Consider the following 21,372-nt stretch of genomic DNA (forward strand, 5'->3'; position numbering starts at 1 on the left):
TAGTTGATAGCAACAGTGCTATAGCCTCTGAACTGCCACTATCCTCCGCCAACAACCCTGTTTTATCATCGAAAGCCGTGGTTGACGTGGGCTGTCCGGCCCGCCGCCACTATTATCCATCCTGCTTGAAATCTGGTCAGAAATTACTTCCCGTTTCCGTTGCTGTAGTTGCGTCGTTGCTAACGTGGTGGGCCCAGGCCAGTCCCGTTGGCAGCGCGCGCCTGATCCGGGCCTGGCGGCGGGCCAGCCAGGCCCTGGCGACCGATACCCCCCGGCCCCGTGGTGCGGTGGTGGACACGACCGGACCGTACCGGCCCAGCCGTCGGCCGCGGGTACAGGCCCGCGACCGGCCCGGAAGCCCCTTTGGTCCGCACCGCCGCGAGTCGCCGCTGGTGCTGCCCTTGCCTAAAAACGTAAAACTGGCGGTGACGGTTGACGACAGCCTGAAACAGTTTGAGGTTAAAGAAAAAATAGGCGACAAAATCGACTACCGCGACCCGAGCGTGCTCACGTACAAGGAGTATGCGGAGTACCAGCGGCGGGAGGCGGTACGCAACTACTACCGGGAGAAGGCCAAAGGCGGCGTTACCGGCCCCGAAGCCAAGGCGGGCACCCCCCAGGCCCAGCGCCTGATTCCCAAAATCTACCTGGGCCCCATTGCCAACCGCATCTTTGGGGGCAGCTACGTCGACATTCGGCCGGCGGGCTCGGTTTCGCTCAAGTTTGGCGGCCGCTACAACAAAAACGAAAACCCGGCCCTGACCTTGCGCCAACAGGGCGTGGGCGATTTCCTGTTCGAGCAGAACATCAACCTCAACCTGACCGGGCAGATCGGGACCAAGCTCAAGCTGGCGTTCAACTATGACACCAAGGCGTCGTTCGACTTCGACAATCAGATGAAGTTCGACTACGTGGGCGAGGAAACGGATATTATCCGGAAGCTAGACTTGGGCAACGTGAGCCTGCCGCTTACCAACTCGCTGGTGCAGGGCGGCCAAAACCTGTTTGGCATCAAAACTCAGCTGCAGTTTGGCAAGCTGGGCGTGACAGCCGTAGCGGCCACCGTACGCGGCACGGCCGACGAGGTGCGCATCCAGAATGGCTCCCAGAGCCGGCAGTACGAGCTGAAGGCCAGCCAGTACGAGCGGGACCGGCACTTCTTCCTGTCGCAGTTTTTCCGCGACCGCTACGACCAGGCCCTGCGTAACCTGCCCACTATTCAAAGCGGAGTATCCATCACGCGGCTGGAGGTGTACGTCACCAACGACAACCGCAGCACCGAGAACCTCCGCAACGTGGTGGCGCTGATGGACCTGGCCGAACCCGTACGGCTGTACCAGGATCAGAAGTTTCGTATTGGCGCCCCGACTGCTCTGACGCCCGCCAATAACAGCGCGAACCGGGAGTTTGGGCTGGTTACCAGTGGTCCTCGCGACAATATTGGCATCGACAACTTTTTGCAGGGCCAGGACCTAGTCAAAAACGTGGACTTTGAACGGGTGCGGGCCCGCAAGCTCGACCCGCGGGAGTTCACTTACAACGCTCAGCTGGGCTACCTTTCCCTGAACACGGCGCTGCTGCCCGACCAGGTGCTGGGCGTGAGCTACGAGTACCTGTTCAATGGCAAGACGTATCGGGTGGGCGAAACGTCGCTCGAATACGGCACGGTGAAGCCCGACGAAGTAATCTTCCTGAAGCTGCTGCGGGCCAGCAACCCCGGGGTAGGCCTGGCCGACCCCAACAAGAATCCGAACAATCCCAACCTGCTCACCCGGAATACGCCGACCTGGGATTTGATGATGAAAAACATCTATCCCCTGAATGCCTCGCAGCTGCAGCGCGATAATTTTCAACTGCAGCTCATTTACAAGGACGACGAAACGGGGGTGGACTTGATTTCGCTGAAGGAGGGCAACCGGATTGTCAACCGCCCGCTGATTGAGGTGCTGAACCTGGACAATGTTAACCCGAACAACGACCGCAACCCCGACGGCAACTTCGACTTCTTCCCCGGCGTCACGATTGACCCGGAGCTGGGCAAGATTATCTTCCCCAACGTGGAGCCGTTCGGCGCCTATCTGCGCTCACAGTTCGACCCCAGCGAAACGACGCTGATTGACAAGTACGTCTACTCGGAGCTATACACCCAGACCCAGAGCGACGCCCAGCAGCGGCAGGAAAAGGACAAGTTCTTCCTGCGCGGACGCTTTCAGGGCGGCGCGAGCTCCGACGAGATCAGCCTGCCCGGCATTGGTATCGCGCAGGGCTCGGTGCGGGTGCGCTCGGGCTCGACGCTGCTCACCGAGGGAGTCGACTACCAGGTATTTTACGACCAGGCCAAGGTGAAAATCCTGAACCCGGCCTACCTGAATTCGGCTAATGAGCTCCGGGTTGAATTCGAAAAAAATGCCCTGGTGCAGGTGCAGCCCCGCCGGCTGGTGGGGGTGCGCCTCGACTACCAGCTGAACAAAGACGTCAATATCGGGGGTACGGCGCTGCACCTGCTCGAAAACCAGGCTCCCGGCATCAACCGGGTGAACATTGGCGACGAGCCGAGCAACAACACCATCGTAGGGCTGGATGGCGGCTTTCGGAAGGACAGCCGGGTGCTGACCAAGTACCTGGACAAGCTGCCTTTTGTATCGACCAAAGAGATTTCGACCATCGCCTTCAGTGGCGAGGTGGCGAAGCTGCTGCCGGGCCGCTCCCAGCTCGGCAACGGCGAAAACGGGGTGTCGTACATCGACGACTTCGAGAACGCGCGCACGCCCTACACCCTCGGCGGGCTGGCCTCTATTCCGGCGTGGCGCCTGGCCGCGACGCCGCTGCCCATTCCGGGCAGCACGGTGCAGGGCTTGTCGTCGAACTACCAGCGCGCCAAGCTGGCCTGGTACACCGTAGATCAGAGCTACTACACCAACGGGCCTAACGTACCCAGCAACATCAGCGCGGCCGACCTGACCAACCATTACACCCGGGGGGTGAAGCGCGACGAGGTGTTCCCGAACAAGGACCTGGGGGCGACCGGTAATGGCTACGAGTATACGTTCGACATGGCTTATTTCCCGAATGAGCGCGGGCCCTACAACTACAGCCCTAACGTCGGGAGTGACGGTAAAACGTTTGTCGGGACCGATCCCAAGGATAAGTTCGGCGCCATCAGCCGGGCCATTACCTTCGACACCGATTTCGACAACGCCAACATCGAGTACCTGGAGTTCTGGATGATGGACCCGTTCCTGAAGGTAACCAACCCCACCGCGCCGGACTCGCGCGTTAACGTGGTGGACCGCGACGGCAACGACCAGGCGAACACCTTCGGGGGTGACCTGTTCATCAACCTCGGCAACGTGAGCGAAGACGTGCTGAAGGACAACAACCTGCATGAGTTCGAAAACGGCCTGCCCATCAGCGACGACCCCCAGGAGATAGACAATAACAGCAATCCTACGGTGTGGGGCCGCGTCACGCGTCAGCAGTTTCTTACCGATGCGTTTAACTCCGCGCCCGGGGCCCGCCAGCGGCAGGACGTGGGCCTCGACGGCGTAAACAACGACGCCGAGCGGGCTAAAAACTACGGCCCCCAGTACAGCAGCCTGCCCGACCCGTCGGGCGACGACTTCCGCCACCACCTCGACCCGAGCTACGATCAGGCCAACGCCAACATCCTGGGCCGGTACAAGAACTACAACGGCTATGAGGGCAACTCCGCCGAGAACAACCGGCTCAGCGCCACGCCCTATCCCGACAAGGAAGACCTGAACCGCGACAACGTGGTGCAGGAGGTGGAGCGCTACTACGAGTACGGCATCCGCCTCACCCCCGGCAGCCTGGAAGTAGGCCAGAACTACATCATCGACAAGGTAACGAACAAGGATGAGCGCACCAGTGGCGACCAGGTAACCTGGTATCAGTTCCGGATTCCGATTCGGGAACGCTACCAGGTGCGCGGCGCCACCCAGGAGTTCGGCTTCAAAAATATCCGCTTTCTGCGCATGTACCTGACCAACTGGCAGCAGCCGGTGGTGTTGCGCCTGGTGCAGCCGCAGTTCGTGGCCAACCAGTGGCGCCGCTTCTTGTCTCCCATCGTGGATGAGCGCCTGCCGCCGCCCGTGGGCACGCTCACCGATGCTGATGCGTTCAACATTTCCACGGTGAGCGTAGAGGAAAACGGCGTATCGTTTAATCCCACGGGAGCAGCCAAGATTCCGTATGTGTCGCCGCCGGGTATTAAGCGCGATAAGGAGTACGGCAGCAGCAGTGCCTCGCGCCTGCAAAACGAGCAGAGCTTGCGCCTGGCAGTTACTAACCTGCGGGATGGGTACGGCAAGGCAGCCTATAAAAACCTAAGCATCAACATGCTGCGCTACAAGCGCCTGCGGCTTTTCCTGCACGGCGACAGCGAAGAGTTCGATGATCTTAGGACGGGAGATGTGCGGACGTTTGTGCGAATCGGCACCGACTACACCCAGAATTACTACCAGTACTCGCTGCCGTTGGCCCTGACGCCGCCCAACGCCACTTCGCCCGACCAAGTGTGGCCCGAAGCCAACCGCATCGATGTGTCTTTTCAGGACTTCATCGACGCCAAGGCCGAACGTAACCGGCGCACCCCGGTTAATTACACGCTTCCGTACACGAAAGTGCTGCCCAACGGCGCCACCATTACGGTGGTAGGCAACCCCGATTTTTCGGCGGTGCAGGGCGTAATGATCGGCATCCTGAACCCAGCCGCCGACGCTACCAACCCAAGCACGACTCCCTTCAGCGTAAACCTGTGGGCCGATGAGTTCCGGGTGTTCGACTTTGAGCAGCAGGCCGGCTACGCCGCCACGGCGCGGCTCAACGTGAAGATGGCTGATCTGGCTAATGTGACGGCTACCGGCAGCTACACCAGTGTGGGCTTTGGGGGCTTACAGGACAAAGTGCAGCAGCGCTCCGTCGACGATGTCTTGCGTGGGGACTTGCAGGCCACCGTGGCGGCCGAGAAGTTCCTGCCCGAGCAGCTGCGCCTGCGCATACCCGTACTGCTGCAAGTGGGCCACGAAAGCCGCTCGCCCCTTTACGACCCCCTCGACCCCGACACCAAGCTCAGCCAGAGCCTGAAGAAATTCACCGACAACAACGGCAACGAAAACAGCACGGCGCAGGCGGAGTACCGCAATAAGGTAATCGACCAGACTACCAGCCGCAGCATCTCGGTGCTGAACGTGCGCAAGGAGCGCGCCCCCGACAAGCCCGGCGCGCCCCCCTCGACCCCCAAGCCCTGGGACATTGAGAACCTGGCCGTGAGCTACTCCCTCACCGACCGCCTGCATACGGACATCCGGACCGAACGCGACTACACGAAGTCGTACACGGCGGCCCTCGCCTACGTGTACCAGACTACTCCGAAGAACTACGCGCCCCTGAGCAAGGTCAAGGCGCTGGACAACCCCTACCTGAAGATTTTCCAGGAGCTGAATTTCACACCCCTGCCGTCGCGCTTCTCCTTCCGCACCGATATCGACCGGCGCTACAACGAGCGCTTCCTGCAGCGGATCCTGACGCCCGGCACCCTGCCCAGCACCCAGGGCATCGCCCCGGTTGTTCAAAAGTCCTTCTTCATCAGCCGCATCTACGACCTGAAGTGGGACCTGACCAAAAGCTTGATCTTCGACTACACCGCCACCAACCGGGGCGTGGTTGACGAGGGCCGGGGCCGTAACCTCGGCAGCAGCCGCGAGGCCATTAGCAACGACAGCCTGCTACGCAAAAACCTGCTGCGCGGCGGGCGCACCACCAACTTCAACCAGGTGGCGGCGCTCACTTACCGGTTGCCCCTCGATAAATTCCCGCTCACCGATTGGCTGAGCGCCGATACCCGGTACGCAGCCAACTACACCTGGCAGGCCGCCTCCGCCGACCAGCGCGCGCCCGTCAACCCGACCGGCACCGATAATGCTACTGTCCAGATCAACCTAGGCAACACCATTCAGAACAGCGCGGAAATCAGCGCCAATGGTAAGGTTGACCTGGTGAAGCTGTACAACAAGGTAAAGTTTCTTAACATCATCAACAATGCCCCGCCGCCGACTGCTCGCCCCAAGAATGGGGGCTTGGGCACCGCCCCAACCCGGGCCGGCGCAGGCGGCCAGCCGGGCGCTCCGGCCAACGCCGCGGCCGACACTACGCGCGAGAGAAACCGCTTCGTCAAGGCCGTGCTCCGCTCGCTGATGACGGCCCGCTCAATCAACTTCACGTATGCCCGCACCAACGGGACCCTGCTGCCGGGCTACCTGCCCAAAACCTACTTGTTCGGGCTCGACCACGATTTGACGGCGCCGGGCCTGCCATTCATTCTCGGCAAGCAGTACCCACTGAATGAGCTGTACGAAAAGGCGGCCAGCAACGGCTGGTACACCAACAGCAGCGAGTACCTCAACACGCCGCTGAGCTCCTTACTCACCGAAAACCTCACCCTGCGCACGACCCTGGAGCCGTTCCGGGCCTTTAACATTCAGGTTGATGCGCGGCGGCAACTGGCCCTCAACAATGAGGTCTTGTACCGCACCCTGCTCGACTCGGTAACGCTGAAAGGAGTTACCGAGCTGGACCCGCGGACGGGACGCCCGATACTGGCCCCTCATCCGCTGCGCAGCACCGGCTCCTTCCAAACCTCCACCGTTACTATTCAGACCTTATTTGGCGATTTGGGAGCCAATGGCCAGACTTCCAAAGCGTTCGACCAGTTTGTGAAAAATCGGAAATTCGTGCAGGAAAGCTTAAGTAAAGCCAACCCTTCGCCCGCGAATGTTCAAGGCTATGGGTATAACTCCCAGGACGTGCTGGTGCAAAGCTTTATTGATGCCTACCACGGCCGCTCGTCGGATGGTTCCACGGCCAAGAAGTTCGACCCCTTTGCCATGTTCCCGCTGCCTAACTGGACTATTCAGTACAATGGCCTGGCCGACCTGCCCTTCGTGAAAAAGTATTTCAGCTCGTTCACGTTCAACCACGCCTACTCCTCCACTTACAGCGTGGGCAGCTTCACTACCTCGACTATTTACAGCTCCGAATTTGATCCTAAGCAAAGCTTTCCCAACCTACGGAATGCCACCCAGCAATTCATTCCCTACTACGTGGTAGCTCAGGTAAGCATTGTTGAGCGACTGTCCCCGCTGATTGGCGTCAATTTCCAGACCGTGAGCCGGGCTACGGGTCGCGTGGAATACCGTACCGACCGGCTCGTAACGCTGAGTACCACTACCGCCCAAGTCACGGAAGTATCCACCAATGAGTTAGTACTGGGTCTCGGCTACGCTACCAATAGCCTCAAGCTGCCCTTCCGGATGAAAGGCGAGCAGATGGTGCTGAAAAACAGCCTCACCGCCCGCCTCGACTTGAGCATTCGCGACAACATCACCGTGCAGCGCAGCATTCTGGACGTGGTCGACCCCAGCAACCCGCAAAATCAGGCAAATCCCGAAGGCCGCCCGGAGAGTCAGGTTGTCAACGGTGCGAGAACGATGCAGCTGCGCCCCACGGTCGACTATTTGCTGAATACCCGGCTGAACCTGCAGCTCTACTACAGCCAGACCATTACTAGCCCCCGTAATGCCTTCCGCAACTCCAACACCGAAGGCGGGGTGCTGTTGCGCTACAGCCTGACGCAGTAATCCCCCGGTTGAATAAGTCAAGGAATCAAGGAGCAGCGGTTGGGTCGGGGGGCGAACACCTTCCCGCCCAAACTTCCGCCGCCTTGCCTACTTTTGAGCTGTCGTGAATCGTTCACCCCTCCACCCTTCATCATTCGTATCAATGAATTTGCCCGCCACTCTTCACTACACCAAGGACCACGAATGGATTCGCGTTGAAGGCGATGTCGCCTACGTGGGCATCACCGACCACGCCCAGAAAGAGCTTGGCGACATTGTGTACGTCGACATCGACACGATTGACAAGGAAGTGGCCCAGCACGACGTGTTTGGCACGGTGGAGGCCGTAAAAACGGTTTCCGACTTGTTTAGCCCCATCACCGGCACTGTGCTGGAAGTGAATGCCAAGCTTGCTGATGCCCCCGAAACGGTAAATTCCGACCCTTATGGCGACGGCTGGATGGTCAAGATCTCCATTGCCAACCCCGAAGAGTTAAACGGCTTGCTCTCGGCCGAAGCGTACGGCGAGCTGGTAGGCGCGTAAATTTAAAGAGCCGGCTGTAGCTTGGTACTGTGACGCTGACGCCTTTTCCATCCAAGCCACGGCCGGAACTGGCCTCCCGCCGTTCTTACGCAGCGCTGCCCCTTTCGTGGGCCGCCGTGGTGCTGGTGCTCACGCTCACCCCCGCTGATGAAATGCCGCGCACGCCCGTGTGGAAGCTGCTGTCGTTCGACACTGCTGCCCACGCGGGCGTGTTTGTGGTATTGGCGGGCCTCAGCTGGTTTTCGTTGCGTCGGCAAAGGCACTGGCCCCGGCTGGCTCGCCACGCCGGAGTAGCCGTGCTCGTGGGCAGTACTCTTTTTGGCGGCCTGATCGAAGTCTTACAGGTGACGATGCGCCTGGGCCGCCACGGCGAATGGACCGACCTGATCAGCGATGCCATCGGGGCAGTATTGGCGGTGGGTGCCGCCACCGCCTGGGCCGGCTGGCGAGGAACCCCGACCCGCTCCCTGGCTGCGGCTCTTTGGCTGGGGGGAAGCCTGGGGGTGGCCTGCATGGGCTCGGCAGCACCCGCCCGGGCGCAGGATATAGCCCGGGCCCGCCGCACCATTGAGAAGCTGGCCTCGCCGGGCATGCACGGCCGGGGCTATGTGGCTCAGGGCGAGCACCGGGCCGCGGCCTACTTACGCGGGCGCTTCCGCGAGTTGGCGCTGCAGCCCTTGGCGCCCGACTTCACCCAATCGTTTACGCTGCCGATTAATACTTTCCCCGGCGCCATGCGGCTGGCCGTGAGCGGCACGCTGGGCAACGCGGAGCTGCGACCGGGCCAGGACTTCATCGCCGCGCCCGCTTCCGGCAGCGGTCAAGTGCAGGGCCGCCCCTGGCGGCTCGATTCACTGGTGTTTACTAACCCCGATACGGCCGCTGCCTGGCAACGCCGGCTGCGCCTGACTCGACCGCTGCTCTTGCTCACGGCCCGCGACCAGGCCCGGCTGCCCACCCTGCCGGTGCCCTTGCGCCAGCGCATCGACTCAGCGGCCTGGCTGGTGCTGGTGCCCAAGCTCACCGCCTCGCTGGCTGGTGAGCAGGCCCCCCGGCCCCGCCTGGAAGTGCTGAGCCCTCGCTGGCCCGCGGACGCGGTGGTTCAGGCCCGAATTGATGCCCGGCTGCAGCCCGACTACCAGACTCAGAACCTGGCTGCCCTGGTCCGGGGCACCACCCAGCCTGACTCCTTCCTCGTTGTATCGGCTCACTACGACCACCTGGGCATGATGGGCCGCAAGACCTATTTCCCGGGGGCCAACGACAACGCCAGCGGCGTAGCGCTATTGCTGGAGCTGGCCGCCCACTATGCGCGGCCCGAAAACCGCCCGGCTTACTCGGTCGTGTTCCTGCTGTTTGGCGCCGAAGAAGCCGGCTTGGTTGGCTCCCGCTACTTCGTGGCTCATCCGCTGATTCCGCTCCCAAACATCAGGTTTCTGGTCAACCTCGACCTGCTGGGCACTGGTGAGCAGGGGGCCACGGTCGTCAACGGGCGGCTGCTGGAAGCCCCTTATCGCCGGCTGGCGGCCCTCAACGACGCCCACCGCTACCTACCGGGCCTGAGTGCCCGGGGCCGGGCGGCCAACTCCGACCATTTTCCCTTTTCCGAAGCAGGCGTACCAGCCTTTTTTATCTACACCCGGGGCGGCAGCACGGCTTACCACGACGTGAATGACCGGCCTGCAGCGTTGTCGCTGGCAGGCTTTGCTGGTGCGTTCCGACTGGTGCGGGACTTTCTCAATGGCCTGGGTGCTGAGAAATCAACCGTGAGACGAGAATAGCGGACTTCCGGCAGCTTTACTGGAACACCCCACGTAGACCTCGGGCGCGGACCAAGGCCAGCTCGGCGTGGGTACGCTCCCAAATCAACTCGCGCTCGAATTCAGCCAGCGAGGCAAACATATTGAAGACGAGCCGACCCTGAGGCGAGGTCGTATTGATGGCATCGGTGGGGAAACGAGTCCCACCCCCAGTTGCTGTAGGTCCGCTACAACGGTCAGCAAGTGGCGCAACGAGTGGCCAAGTCGGTCGAGCTATAAGCTTAAGCCGCGCCCGCCCGTTGCTTTTGCAAGAGGGTTTTGCCACGCAGCAGCACGCGCAGCCCCTGGCGCTTGAGCTGAATAATGGGCACGGCGCGGCCGTGGTCGTCTAGGCGGTGGTAGGCGGCCAGCACGTCGCGGCAGGAAATTATCCCGGCCACCACGGGCCGGGGACCGGGGGTGAGCACGGGCAGCGCATCCACGTTTTCGCGCGCCAAGTGCTCGGCGGCCGTGCGTAACGAGTCGGTTAGGCGCAGCACCGAGGGGCGGGGCTGCACCAAGGTACTTATCGAGGCTTGCGCGTCGGCCGCGTAGCTGGCCAAGGCGGCGGTGCTTACCAGGCCGGCGAAGTCGCCGCCGGGGTTTAGCGCCAGCAGGTGCGCCCCAGCCTGCGCGGGCTCACGGCTAAGCCACTCGCGCACCTGCTGAACGGTATTATCCGTGCTGATGGCTGCTACCCGGTTTTGCAGCACCTGGCTCACGGGCAGCTTGTCGAGCAGGTCCGGCTCGTAGTCCACGGGCGTTTTCACACCCCGGCGCGCAATCTTCTCGGTCATAATGGTGTTGCCCATCAACAGAAAGGACACCAGGTAGGCCCCGGTGCAGGCCCCGAGCAGTGGCAGCAACGCCTGGGCCTGCCCCGTAGATTCAACCGCAAACACCAGGGAAGTGAGCAGCGCCCGCGAGGCTCCGGCGAACATAGCGGCCATGCCCACCAGCGCCGCCAGCGGCAGCACGATGTCGGAGGCCGGGAAAACGTGGCGCACGGCCAGCCCCAGCAGCGCCCCGGCCGCGCCGCCGATGGTGAGCAGCGGGGCCAGCGTACCGCCCGAGGTACCGCTGCCCAGCGCAATAGCCCACGAGGCAAACTTGAGAAAACATAGCGCTAGCAGCAAGTTCAGCGGGGCCGTGCCCGACAAAATGCTGGTAATGTTCTCGTAGCCCACGCCCAGCGTGTGCGGGGCAACATATCCGATACCGCCCACCGCGAGCCCGCCCAGTGCCGGCCACCAGGCCCAGTGCAGGGGCAGCTTCTCGAAGCTGTCTTCAATAAGATACACAAGCTTGGTCACGCCCACCGACACCAGCCCTATCACCAGCCCGATGGCACTGTATGCAGCCAGGGCCGCGTTGCTAGGGGCGGCCAGCGCCGGCATCTCAAACACCGGCCCCGACTCAAACAGCACGTGGTGACCCGCCGCTCCAGTGATGCAGGCCAGGGCCACCGGCAGCAGCGAGCGGGGCGAAAACTCGAATAGCAGCAACTCAATGGCCAGAAACACCGCCGCAATGGGCGTACCGAAGATGGCCGACATGCCCGCCGTGGCCCCGGCCGCCAGCAGCACCTTGCGTTCGTGAGGGGTAATGGACAGGAGTTGCCCCAGCGTGGAGCCCAGGGCTCCACCGGTGGCGATAATCGGTCCCTCAGCCCCAAATGGCCCGCCTGTACCAATCGAGACTGCCGCCGACAGCGGCTTGAGGAACATGATGACGGGCTTGATGCGGCTTTGGTTGGTCAGAATCTGCTCCATGGCCTCCGGGATGCCGTGGCCTCGGATGGCCTTGGACCCGTAGAAGGCCATCAGGCTGACGACCAGCCCACCCAGCGCGGGCAGCAGTACAACCCATAGCCCCAGGTGGTTGTCGGCCGGGCTATGGTAGGCCATTGACACTTCGCCGTGAAAAACCAAGTTCGTCACCAGATTAATCAAATACACCAGCAGGCGCGCCACCAAGCTGACGGCCACGGCGACCAGCACGGCCAGCAACGCGATGCGCACCAAGCGCCGCTTCGCCGGCACGCGGCGGCGCGGCGCGGGGGTATCAGCCAGGGTAGGTTCTAGGGACGGCGCAAGGGGAATGCCGGTCTGGGGCAGCGGGAAGGGATTCATAAACGAAAGCTGAAGAGCAAAATAATGACGTAACCGTAGGTCCACCCCCGCTATACGAGCCCCGCGCAAAGCCGATGGACTTTGTAACCTAACCCGACCAGACCGGGGAAGTTGTTTCGCAAATCCGGGCGGGTAGCCGTTTTCGTGCTGACTAGCGGTGTGAACCCGAGTCATTATCTAGGGGCGGCCCTAAAGCCACTACGGCGCCGCACCCGTAGTCGGCCGCCAGCTGCTGCCTCATTCTGGTAACCTACTGACGTATCGTGCGTTGACACGAGTTCAGCCCCGGTTAAAAGTTTGGTCCAGAAGTTAAGCAGTTTTCTTCCGGAGGCAGCACTTATACTTTCGTAGCTGGTCGCGCTTACAGCAATGCCGGCTCAGCTCTACTTTGCCGCGACTCAAGCGCCGGTTGACCAAGCGCTAGGAATCAACTACGGCGGCAATGTTCTCGTGCATTACCCCAACAGTCACAGCACAACAGGCTTATTGGCCCATATTACTGAGTTGAATCCTCAGTTCGTGTTTGCCTCGGATAGCAAAATTAAAGTCCCCCCGGTCAAATTTGGCACGGGCGAAAGGACCTCTGTCATTGGCAAGATGGAAGGAAACTTTGATAGCGCACGTCGGCGACGCAGCCCTTCCAAGGGCCAGGAACGCGAGTGGCGCGTCACAGACGCCTAGCGGCAACGCGTCGCGGACCTGCGCCAACGCCTCTTCACTACCCCATCTTAGCACCTTAGCGCCGCCGTTAACTGACATAGAAAAGCCTCGGCCGTTTCCTGCCGAGGCTCGCGCTAAGAATTACAGGGGTCTGTTCGTGAGATTATCCCTTGGCTTTCAGGGAGAGCATTATTTGCTTGGCGATGGGCTCCCACTCGGGCTTCTGGCGGTCGGCGCAGTTGAAGGTGCAGATCATCAGCTTCCCTTCAACGTCGGTGAAGAATACCAGGGTGTACACCTCGTGGCCCATTTCAGGCTTCATGAACTCCAGGAAGCCCACTTTGCGGTTGTTGATGTTTTTCACACCATCGCTGAACCATGTCGCTTCCTTGTACTGCTTGTGGTAGGTTTTGCCAAACGACTGGGAGTAGATGTCAATCATGTCCTGATCGGCATCGTTGTCGCTGTAGTTAAAGGCAAGGCTGATGAGGTTGTTGTTGGTGAAAATGATGCTCGGGCGGCTCTGAGCTTTGGCGTAAGCAAAATCCATTTGCTGCTCGGTCATCACCTCAAATCCCTTGGGAATCAGAATCTCAACCCGTTCGCTGAGAACACGCTTCTTCACCAACTCAATCTCAGACGTCGGCCGGGCTGCCGTCAGCAGCAGGGCCAGAATGCAGAGTAAAAGTGTAGGTTTCATGCTAATGGGGATAAAAGTGGGTAATTAAATCGTTAATCGGGAACCCAAGTTAGTTACAAATGCGGCACATTCAATCTTTGTAGAACGAATATCGCAATTTTTTTTAACAATCAGGTAAATAAGCAGCTTTATTTGCTAATAACATTCTAAAGCTGGGAAGGTTCTGCCAGAAAGTAAATTTTGCTTAAGTCATGAGTCAGCCTACCAGCCAGGAGGTAGCGCCCGGACACTTGGCTTTATAAACTACCAATTCAGCCTCTCATCCACGGTCAGGCCTACCAGATCGGGAAATGTAGCTATTACAGGATATTGTTCAATTGTTCTTTTATTTTCTCTAATTCTTCCTTCATCCCCACGACTAGGTGCTGCACGGTAGCATCGTTAGCCTTGGAGCCAATGGTGTTGATCTCGCGGCCGATTTCCTGAGCCAGAAAGCCGAGCTTCTTGCCTACCGCTTCGTCGGGCTGGTGAACGGCTTGCTCGAAGTAGGCTAAATGCGCGGCCAGGCGGACCTTCTCCTCGGCAATGTCGAGCTTTTCGATATAGTACAGTACTTCCTGCTCGAAACGGGTGGCATTAAACTGCTCGTGCCCCGTGAGCTCGGCCAAGTGGCCAGCCAGCCGCTGTCGGACGTGCTCGATGCGCGCCGGGTCGTGCTGCTCGATGGCCGCCAACTGCTGGCGGATGGTGGCCACGTAACCCAGTATTTCGGCGCTGAGGGTAGTGCCTTCATCCTGCCGGAACTGCTGCAGGGCCGCGAGGGCTGCCAAGAGCAGGGGTTGCAGTTCGGACCAGGCTACGTCTTCGACCGCAATTTCAGTTTCACGCGCCTCGGACGCGCTGGGCACTACCCCCGGTAAGTGCAGCGCCGCCAGCAGCGTATTTTCGCTCACGGGCAAGCCGAGGCTTTGCGCCACGGCGCGTAACTCGTGGAAAGCCGCTACCAACGCCTCCTTATTAAGAGTGGCCGCTGCCCGGGCCAGCGCGGGCCGAACGAAGTCGAGGCTCAGGTTGACTTTGCCGCGCAACAGGGCTTTGGCCACGGTATTGCGAATTTCCAGCTCATGGGCCTGCAAGAACCGAGGCAGTCGGAGGGTCAGGTCGAGGGTTTTGGAATTAAGCGACTTGAGTTCGACGGTGACCGCATACGAATCGGTTTCGCGATGGGCCTGGCCGTAGCCGGTCATGGAAATGAGCATAAGGAGGAACAGTAGGTAAATTGAGAACTGAGGGCCGGCTACGCCACAAAGAAACGGCCAGGCTAGTGGGCTGGAGCCCAACAGGCGCGGGGCATCAGGCGGAGCGGGAGCTATGCTAGCAGAATACTAAGCAGTTGACTAAAAATAAAATAAGCGATAAAGTCAACAATAAATAACAAAAATCGCCCTTAGGATGAGGGCCGGCAGTTTAAATACCCGGGCTGAAACTGGGCTGGGCATTTTTGCCGTGACTCACTTTCAAACTATGCTTCCGCTTATCACCGTGCCCTTGGCTTGCTCGCGGACAGTTAGGGCGTGAGCAACCTTTTCCTTCCTGAGCGATATAGTGACTCCCGCCGCGTGCGAAGGGGCTGCATAACACAGTTGGCTAACGTGCCCAGCAGCGCCGAACCTGTGCGTTCGCACTAATACCGCCCAGCCCCGTACTGCGGGCCACCTACGTGCTGCCCTCTTGACCTGGAAGAGAAAACTACCCGCCAGGGCAGCGTAGCAGCAGTTATTAGCTTTACGGCTTCCCACCTCCTGCTGTCTCATGTCCCGATTTACTAAAACGCTGCGCGGCCTAGCCAGCCTCGTGCGTAATCCCTGGCTCCTCAACCACGTGCTGGCCGCCGATGAGGCCAGCTGGCAGCAGCGCGCCGTGGCCCACCGCGCCCGAAACGTTACCGCTCAGGGACTGCCAGCCGTACCGCTTACGCACTTCCTTTCCCCTGGCGTCGACTACACCATGCGGCCATTTGCTTTCCGCGAAGGGGGTTCGCTTCCCACCGACTTGTTGCTGTTGCGTGCCCTGGCTGGCCGGGTGCCCGGTTGCCGCTACTTCGAGATTGGCACGTGGCGGGGCGAAAGCGCGGCCAATGTAGCCGAAGTAGCGGCCTGGGTACACACCCTTAACCTCTCGGCCCAGGAAATACGGGATCTGGGCCTGCCCGAGCGTTACATTGAGCTACATGGTTATTTCTCGCGGCCTCTCCCCAACGTCACGCATCTGTACGGCAACTCCGCCACCTTCGACCTGGCAGGCTTAGGGCAGCAGTTCGATGTTATTTTCATTGATGGCGACCACCACTACGAGGCCGTGCGCACCGATACGCGCCGCGTGTTCGAGCACCTCGTTGGTCCAGCGACCCTGGTGGTATGGCACGACGCCAACCGGCAACCGGGCGTGCCGCGCTGGGAGGTCTTGGCCGGTATTCTGGACGGCCTGCCCGGCACCGCTGCTGGCCAGCTAACGCAGGTCGAAAACACACTCTGCGTCCTATACTCGCCCCAGCCCCTGGCTACGCAGCCCTTCGACCCGCTCAGCGACCCGACAACCTGGTTTGAAGTAACGGTGCGGCCCCGGCCTGATACTGCTGCTAACTACACCACCTAGCGGGTTCTGACCAATTCTCATAGATAAGCCACAGCCCGAGCGCTGGGCGACCAACTGGCTTAGCTGGCACTAATGGCCCACGCGAACTGCCTCAACAGGTAGGCAGTAGAAAAAGCGAAATCCGTATGACGAGGACGGCTCAGGCCGTGCTCTAAGGCGTTACTTTGTGAAGAGTCTTCGCTTCACCCTTCATTTTTGTTGGAAACGATACGTGTTCTGATGCTGCCCAAGTGGTACCCCAACCGCTACGATGACCTCGACGGCGATTTTGTGGAGCGCCACATTGAAGCCATCGCGGCGCACGGCAGCCCCGAGGGCGGGCCCGTCCAGGCAGCGGCCGTGTATGCTTCCGTGGCCCAGCGGGCAATGGTTACGCTGATAGATGAAGAAATTGACCATTCAGGGCCGGTACCGACCTGGCGCTACTACTACCGCGCCCGACCTACTGGCCTACCCGGCGTTGACAAGCTGCTGAAGCTGCTGCTGTGGCTGGAATGCCTGCGGCGCGGACGGCGGGCCGTGCGCCGGTTCTGGGGAGGCAAGCTACCCCACGTAGTGCACGCGCATGTTTTGTTTCGGCCCGCGGTGCTGGCTTGGTGGCTAAAGTGGCGGTACGGCATCCCATACTTGATAACGGAACATTGGACTGCTTTCCACCCGGACAGCGCGAGGCGGCTGGGATGGCTGCGGCGCTGGCTGGCGGGCTGGCTGATCCGGCAGGCCGCGGCTTACACGCCGGTATCGGACGACCTACGACGGGCGCTGGCGGCTTTAGGAGGTGTAAATCCCTGTACGGTAGTAATTCCCAACGTAGTTGATACTGAGCTATTCCGGCTGCCTGCCAGGCCGGGCGAACGACGGGGACTGCTTAACGTGGCGGCTTTCAACGAGCGGGCCAAAAACCTGAGCGGCCTGTTGCGCACCCTCGCCCGGCTTCGTACGGCCCAACCCGACCTGCCGGGCCTGCACTTGCGCGTTGTTGGTTACGGAGCGGCCGAACAACAGCTCCACCGGTTAGCCGCCGACCTGGACCTGCTGGCCGATGGCACCGTGGAGTTTGTGGGCAAGCAGACTTCGGCCCAGGTAGCCAGCGAAATGCGGCGGGCCGCCTGCTTCGTATTGTTTTCCAACTACGAAAACCTGCCGTGCGTGCTCATCGAGGCGCAAGCCAGCGGCTTGCCAGCCGTGGCCACCCGCGTCAACGGCGTACCTGAGCTGCTGCCTGACGACGGTACCGCGGGCCTGCTGGTGCCGCCCCGGGATGAGGCCGCATTAGGCGAGGCCATCCTGGCCGTGCTTACGGCCCCGCTAGGCCGATTCGACGAAACGGCCCTGCGGGCCCGGGCGGTGGAGCGGTTTAGCTACCCCGCCGTGGGCCGGGCGTTCGGGAGGGTGTACCAGCAAATCCTTGGTGAGCCGCTGAACCAAGGCAGAGCGCACCAACCGACCAGCCGATGACCCAAGACGTTCTTTTGTGGAAAGCCGCAGCAGCATGATAAGACGCATCCTTCAGCATTTCGCGGCGCGGGTTCTCACGGCGGGGCTGAGCTTCATGGTCGTGTGGCTCACGGCGCGGTACCTGGGCGCGGCCGGGCGGGGACAGGTCAGCTTGTTTGTCACCGACATGTCGGGGCTGGTGCTGTTGACCGGGCTGGTGGGCGGCTCGTCGCTCATTTACCTGGTGCCGCGGCGCAACGTGTGGCACCTGCTGCGCCCGGCCTACGGTTGGGCCGTGGTGGTGAGCATGGCTGGGACCGCCCTGATAGGTGCCCTGCGGCGGGTGAGCCCTGAGTGGATGTTGCACTTAGGGGCCGTGACCCTGGTGCAAGTGCTGTTGTCCATCAACGTTTTCTTGCTGCTGGGCCGGCAGCGCGAACGGGCCTACAACGGGCTGACCTTGGCTCAGGCGGCCCTGCTGGCCGGGGCCCTGGCGCTGGCTTTTGCCGGGGCACATTGGCCGGATATCCGGGCATATTACTACGCCAACTACCTGGCCTGCGGGTTGCCGTGGCTGATCAGCACCGTCCTGCTGCTGCGCTTACCCGATGCCAGGGGCGGTCTTACCCGGTACGGGCGGTCCCGCCGCCGCATTACGGCGCGCGAGCTGGCCCGGCACAGTCGGGGAGCACATCTTTCCAACTTGCTGGCTTTCGCTAATTACCGCTTTGGATACTATGCCGTGGCTTATTTTACTACTGACCGGGCGCTGGGCATCCTCTCGGTAGGCGTGGCCCTGGCGGAGGCAGTCTGGCTGATTCCGCGCAGCACGGCCCTTATTCAGTACGTATCCCTGGTAAATACCGCCGACAAGCCCGGGCAGGCGTACGCGGCGTTGCGCGGCAGCCGCCTGACCCTGCTGGTCACGGCTGGGGCCGTGCTGGTACTGGCCGCCGTGCCGGCGGCTTGGCTGGCCGCTTTTTTCGGTCCGGAGTTTGGCGCGGCCCACAACGTAATTCTGGCGCTGGCACCGGGCATTCTCATCAATAGCGCGGCCATACAAGTCAGCGGCTACTTCAGCGGCATCGCCCGCTACGGCGTGAACAACCGGGCGACCCTGCTGGGCCTGGCCGTAACCGTGCCCGCGTGTTTGCTGCTGGTACCCTGCCTGGGCATAGTGGGCGCTGCGCTAAGTATGTCGGCTTCCTACACGGCCAGTGCTTTCTACCTGTTCGGACACTACCGCCGGGCCTTAAGCGCGAATTGGCAGGATATTCTACCGGGTAAGAAAGACCTGCAATGGCTGGTGCTACGCTTCAGCAAGCGGACCGCATAGGCTTTGGCGCTTAGCTGGCGCGCTATGTGGTAGAAGACGGGCCGCCTGGGCAGAGCCTTGAACGGTATGCGGCCCCGCAACGCTTGGCTGCTGGTACTTGCTGTTTATCATAGCTCATCTTTCGCGCTGGGGTGGTGGTCTAAATTAGGATGAAATCCGTATTGGCAGTTATAATTTATACGCAACACTTCTGCGCCAAATGCGGCAGCGACCAAATGCGGCGCAACGGCCACAGCCAGGGCCACGCGCGGTATCAATGCAAAGCCTATCGGTACCAAGCGCGGTTTGAGCCCGCCGCCGTGGCCAAAGCTGCGCAGTACGCGCAGGTCGACCAGCTGTTGGGCGCGCGCAACTCGCAGCGCAGCATCGTGCGCGTGACCGGCGTTTCGCGCATGAGCGTTGCCAAACGGATAAAAAAAGCGCAGGCCTGCCGCCCGCCGCTGCCGCGCCTGCGGCCGAAGAAGGCACAGAAAAAGTGCTGGGAAGCCCTCGATGAGCTGTGGACGTTTGTCGGGCGCAAAAAGCGGAAGCTGTGGCGCTGGTTGGCCGTCGAGCGGGCCAGTCGCCGCATTGTGGCGTGGACGTTGGGCGGCCGGGGCGAAGCCGCGGCCCGTCGCCTCTGGCACCACCTGCCCCGACGTTACCGGCGGTACTGCTGGTACTTCACGGACGAGTGGAAGGCATGCGCCAGCGTGCTGCCCCGCTACCGGCACCGCCCCTGCCCCAAAGGCGAGGGCCAGACCAGCATCGTGGAGACCATCAATTGTTCGTTGCGCCAGCGAAGTGGCGTGCTGGTGCGCCAGAGTTGTTCGTTCAGTAAGTGTCGGAAAATGCACACCGCCCGCATCAAAATCGTCATCGACAATCATAATCGTAGTGTCATCCTAAATTAGACCACCGCCCCGAGGTTATCTGATTATCAAACGGATTGAAACAGCAACTGCGTGCATTGGGGGTAGAACACGGCCTCTCTTACTGAGGTTATCCGATTATTATATGAATTGAAACCTGCTGTTCCAGCTCGTGATTACCCACGCTGTCGGCTTACTTAGGTTATCCAATTATCACACGGATTGAAACAGTTCGACCTGTCGCTCATGCTTACCATCCACGCACCTTATTGAGGCTATCTGATTATCACACGGATTGAAACCAGGAGCAAGCCAAGGAAGAAGCCCAGAAGATCCGGTATTACTGAGGCCATCCGATTATCACACGGATTGGAATAGCTCAACCCGAGTCTTACGTAACGGTTACAACTTACCTACTGAGGCTGTCTGGCTATTACACTAATTGAAATTTCGACCGGACGGCGGCCGCCTCTGCCCAGTCAGTCACGCGCTGGCCCGACAAACCGGTTTGCTTTTAGCCATGAGCGGGCGAGCCCTGCCGTTACTCCACGTAGAGCGTTTGCAACACGGTCTGCCCAACCGCCTTCAGAGTTTTGCGGTCGATGATGCTCATGTTGTCGGTGGTAGCGTGGTGGTAGGCGGGGAAGAAGTCGCCGCTATTGTTGTAGTGGTAGATATCCAGGGTTGGGATGCCGGCCTGGTTGGTGTACACGTGGTCGTCGGTGATGGCGTCGGTATCTTCGAAGCGGAAGAAATCGGAGTAGCCCAGCTGAGAAGCCGTGTTCCAGATTTTATCGAGGGGGCCGCGGGCCCGCTCGCGCGAGGTTGCCTCGCGGGTGAAGGTGCCGCCTTTGGCCCCGACCATGTCGAGCAGTACGCCATACTCGGCCTTGTAATTGGCGGGGAGCAGGTGCTTGGCCCAGTACTGCGACCCCAGGCACCACGAGTCGGTGCCACTGCCGGCGAGCTGGTCTTTGACGTCGGCCTGGGTGGTCGCGTCGTGGCCCCAGTCTTCGGCGTCGAAGAAGATGAAGTCGACGCCCACGTTGGGAGCGAGGCTGTCGGGCTGCTGGCTGAGCACGCGCGCCATCTCCAGGGCTACGGCCACGGCGCTGGCCCCGTCGGAGGCCCCGTCCATGGGGGCGTTCTTCTTCTGCTTGTCGTTGTCGGCGAAGGGGCGGGTGTCCCAGTGCCCGAATATGGCAACCCGGCGGGCGGCCTGGGGCTGGTATTGGGCGATGATGTTGCGGGCGTGGATGTAGGTACCGTCGAAGGTCATCGCCTCGAACGGCTGCTGCATTACTTTCAGGCCGTAGCCCTTGAGCTTGGCCACCAGCCAGTCGCCGCAGGCCACGTGAGCCTTCGAGTTGGGTACCCGGGGGCCGAAAGCGACCTGCTTGGCCGTAAAGGCATACGCCGAATCGGCGTTGAAAACGGGGGCTTTCGTCAGCTTGGGGGGAGCCGAGGCGCTAGTTTCCGACGTTTCAACGGGTTTTTTATCCGGGCAGCCCGTGAGGAAGAGCAGACCGGCCAGCGCGGCCAGCGGAAGGCGGAGGGAGGTTTTCATTGCGGTGAGTGAAACGGCGCGGACGATGAACCTCACCCCCCGGCCCCCTCTCCCGGGGAGCGGGGGAGCTTAATGATTGTGGCTGTTTATACTACGGTATCAGGTGAGGGCGGG

At 61.0% G+C, this 21,372-nt stretch carries 13 protein-coding genes; 8 read left to right on the forward strand and 5 right to left on the reverse strand.

The window, feature by feature from the left end; genetic code table 11:
- Positions 1-125 precede the first annotated feature (125 nt).
- The 3 genes from sov (at position 126) to IC235_RS19565 (ending at position 9,962) form a co-directional block, all read left to right on the forward strand.
- On the forward strand, positions 126-7,658 hold the full coding sequence (sov, locus tag IC235_RS19555; RefSeq protein WP_223847427.1) for a T9SS outer membrane translocon Sov/SprA: 7,533 nt from the start codon (positions 126-128) through the stop codon (positions 7,656-7,658).
- A gap of 142 nt (positions 7,659-7,800) precedes the next feature.
- Positions 7,801-8,181 carry a glycine cleavage system protein GcvH gene (gene gcvH, locus IC235_RS19560; RefSeq protein WP_191006899.1) on the forward strand — a complete coding sequence of 127 codons (381 nt, stop codon included), beginning with the start codon at positions 7,801-7,803 and terminating at the stop codon, positions 8,179-8,181.
- 29 nt (positions 8,182-8,210) lie between these two features.
- A complete protein-coding gene (locus tag IC235_RS19565) occupies positions 8,211-9,962 on the forward strand; it encodes a VanZ family protein (RefSeq protein ID WP_191006900.1) in 1,752 nt (583 codons plus the stop codon).
- Positions 9,963-9,978: 16 nt separating this feature from the next.
- On the opposite strand, the gene IC235_RS22710 is transcribed toward IC235_RS19565, so the two are convergent.
- Together IC235_RS22710 and IC235_RS19575 are read right to left on the reverse strand one after the other, a co-directional pair.
- On the reverse strand, positions 9,979-10,083 hold the full coding sequence (locus IC235_RS22710; protein WP_317173614.1) for a hypothetical protein: 105 nt from the start codon (positions 10,081-10,083) through the stop codon (positions 9,979-9,981).
- A 139-nt stretch (positions 10,084-10,222) separates the two neighbouring features.
- Positions 10,223-12,112 (reverse strand): chloride channel protein, encoded by a 1,890-nt coding sequence (locus IC235_RS19575; RefSeq protein WP_191006901.1) that lies wholly within the window; start codon positions 12,110-12,112, stop codon positions 10,223-10,225.
- Positions 12,113-12,481: 369 nt separating this feature from the next.
- Between IC235_RS19575 and IC235_RS19580 the strand changes: the two genes are divergently transcribed.
- Positions 12,482-12,793 carry a hypothetical protein gene (locus IC235_RS19580; protein WP_191006902.1) on the forward strand — a complete coding sequence of 104 codons (312 nt, stop codon included), beginning with the start codon at positions 12,482-12,484 and terminating at the stop codon, positions 12,791-12,793.
- Between the two features lie 142 nt (positions 12,794-12,935).
- Here the strand turns inward: IC235_RS19580 and IC235_RS19585 are convergent, their stop codons facing one another.
- Both IC235_RS19585 and IC235_RS19590 read right to left on the reverse strand, forming a co-directional pair.
- Entirely contained in the window at positions 12,936-13,472 is a 537-nt protein-coding gene (locus IC235_RS19585; RefSeq protein ID WP_191006903.1) for a hypothetical protein, read from the reverse strand.
- 299 nt (positions 13,473-13,771) lie between these two features.
- Positions 13,772-14,671: a YicC/YloC family endoribonuclease gene (locus IC235_RS19590; protein ID WP_191006904.1), complete on the reverse strand. Its 900-nt coding sequence runs from the start codon at positions 14,669-14,671 to the stop codon at positions 13,772-13,774.
- A gap of 553 nt (positions 14,672-15,224) precedes the next feature.
- On the opposite strand from IC235_RS19590, the gene IC235_RS19595 reads away from it, so the two are divergent.
- The 4 genes from IC235_RS19595 to IC235_RS19610 all read left to right on the forward strand — a co-directional run bounded on the left by IC235_RS19595 (position 15,225) and on the right by IC235_RS19610 (position 19,733).
- Entirely contained in the window at positions 15,225-16,067 is an 843-nt protein-coding gene (locus IC235_RS19595; RefSeq protein WP_191006905.1) for a class I SAM-dependent methyltransferase, read from the forward strand.
- 198 nt (positions 16,068-16,265) lie between these two features.
- On the forward strand, positions 16,266-17,525 hold the full coding sequence (locus IC235_RS19600; protein ID WP_191006906.1) for a glycosyltransferase: 1,260 nt from the start codon (positions 16,266-16,268) through the stop codon (positions 17,523-17,525).
- A 34-nt stretch (positions 17,526-17,559) separates the two neighbouring features.
- The gene (locus tag IC235_RS19605; RefSeq protein WP_191006907.1) at positions 17,560-18,840 is read left to right on the forward strand and encodes a lipopolysaccharide biosynthesis protein; all 1,281 of its coding nucleotides are present in this window, start codon (positions 17,560-17,562) and stop codon (positions 18,838-18,840) included.
- A 161-nt stretch (positions 18,841-19,001) separates the two neighbouring features.
- On the forward strand, positions 19,002-19,733 hold the full coding sequence (locus IC235_RS19610; protein ID WP_223847428.1) for an IS1 family transposase: 732 nt from the start codon (positions 19,002-19,004) through the stop codon (positions 19,731-19,733).
- A 499-nt stretch (positions 19,734-20,232) separates the two neighbouring features.
- Here the strand turns inward: IC235_RS19610 and IC235_RS19615 are convergent, their stop codons facing one another.
- Positions 20,233-21,258 (reverse strand): M28 family peptidase, encoded by a 1,026-nt coding sequence (locus IC235_RS19615; protein ID WP_191006909.1) that lies wholly within the window; start codon positions 21,256-21,258, stop codon positions 20,233-20,235.
- Positions 21,259-21,372 lie beyond the last annotated feature (114 nt).

The organism is Hymenobacter montanus (genome assembly GCF_014699115.1).
Classification (GTDB): domain Bacteria; phylum Bacteroidota; class Bacteroidia; order Cytophagales; family Hymenobacteraceae; genus Hymenobacter; species Hymenobacter montanus.

What these genes read in the sequence shown, in the direction of transcription:
- IC235_RS19585 (WP_191006903.1), bottom strand. Translation starts at nt 13,472, where the DNA reads ATGAAACCTACACTTTTACTCTGCATTCTGGCCCTGCTGCTGACGGCA.
- IC235_RS22710 (WP_317173614.1), bottom strand. Translation starts at nt 10,083, where the DNA reads ATGTTTGCCTCGCTGGCTGAATTCGAGCGCGAGTTGATTTGGGAGCGT.
- IC235_RS19590 (WP_191006904.1), bottom strand. Translation starts at nt 14,671, where the DNA reads ATGCTCATTTCCATGACCGGCTACGGCCAGGCCCATCGCGAAACCGAT.
- gcvH (WP_191006899.1), top strand. Translation starts at nt 7,801, where the DNA reads ATGAATTTGCCCGCCACTCTTCACTACACCAAGGACCACGAATGGATT.
- IC235_RS19595 (WP_191006905.1), top strand. Translation starts at nt 15,225, where the DNA reads ATGTCCCGATTTACTAAAACGCTGCGCGGCCTAGCCAGCCTCGTGCGT.
- IC235_RS19575 (WP_191006901.1), bottom strand. Translation starts at nt 12,112, where the DNA reads ATGAATCCCTTCCCGCTGCCCCAGACCGGCATTCCCCTTGCGCCGTCC.
- IC235_RS19615 (WP_191006909.1), bottom strand. Translation starts at nt 21,258, where the DNA reads ATGAAAACCTCCCTCCGCCTTCCGCTGGCCGCGCTGGCCGGTCTGCTC.
- IC235_RS19580 (WP_191006902.1), top strand. Translation starts at nt 12,482, where the DNA reads ATGCCGGCTCAGCTCTACTTTGCCGCGACTCAAGCGCCGGTTGACCAA.
- IC235_RS19605 (WP_191006907.1), top strand. Translation starts at nt 17,560, where the DNA reads ATGATAAGACGCATCCTTCAGCATTTCGCGGCGCGGGTTCTCACGGCG.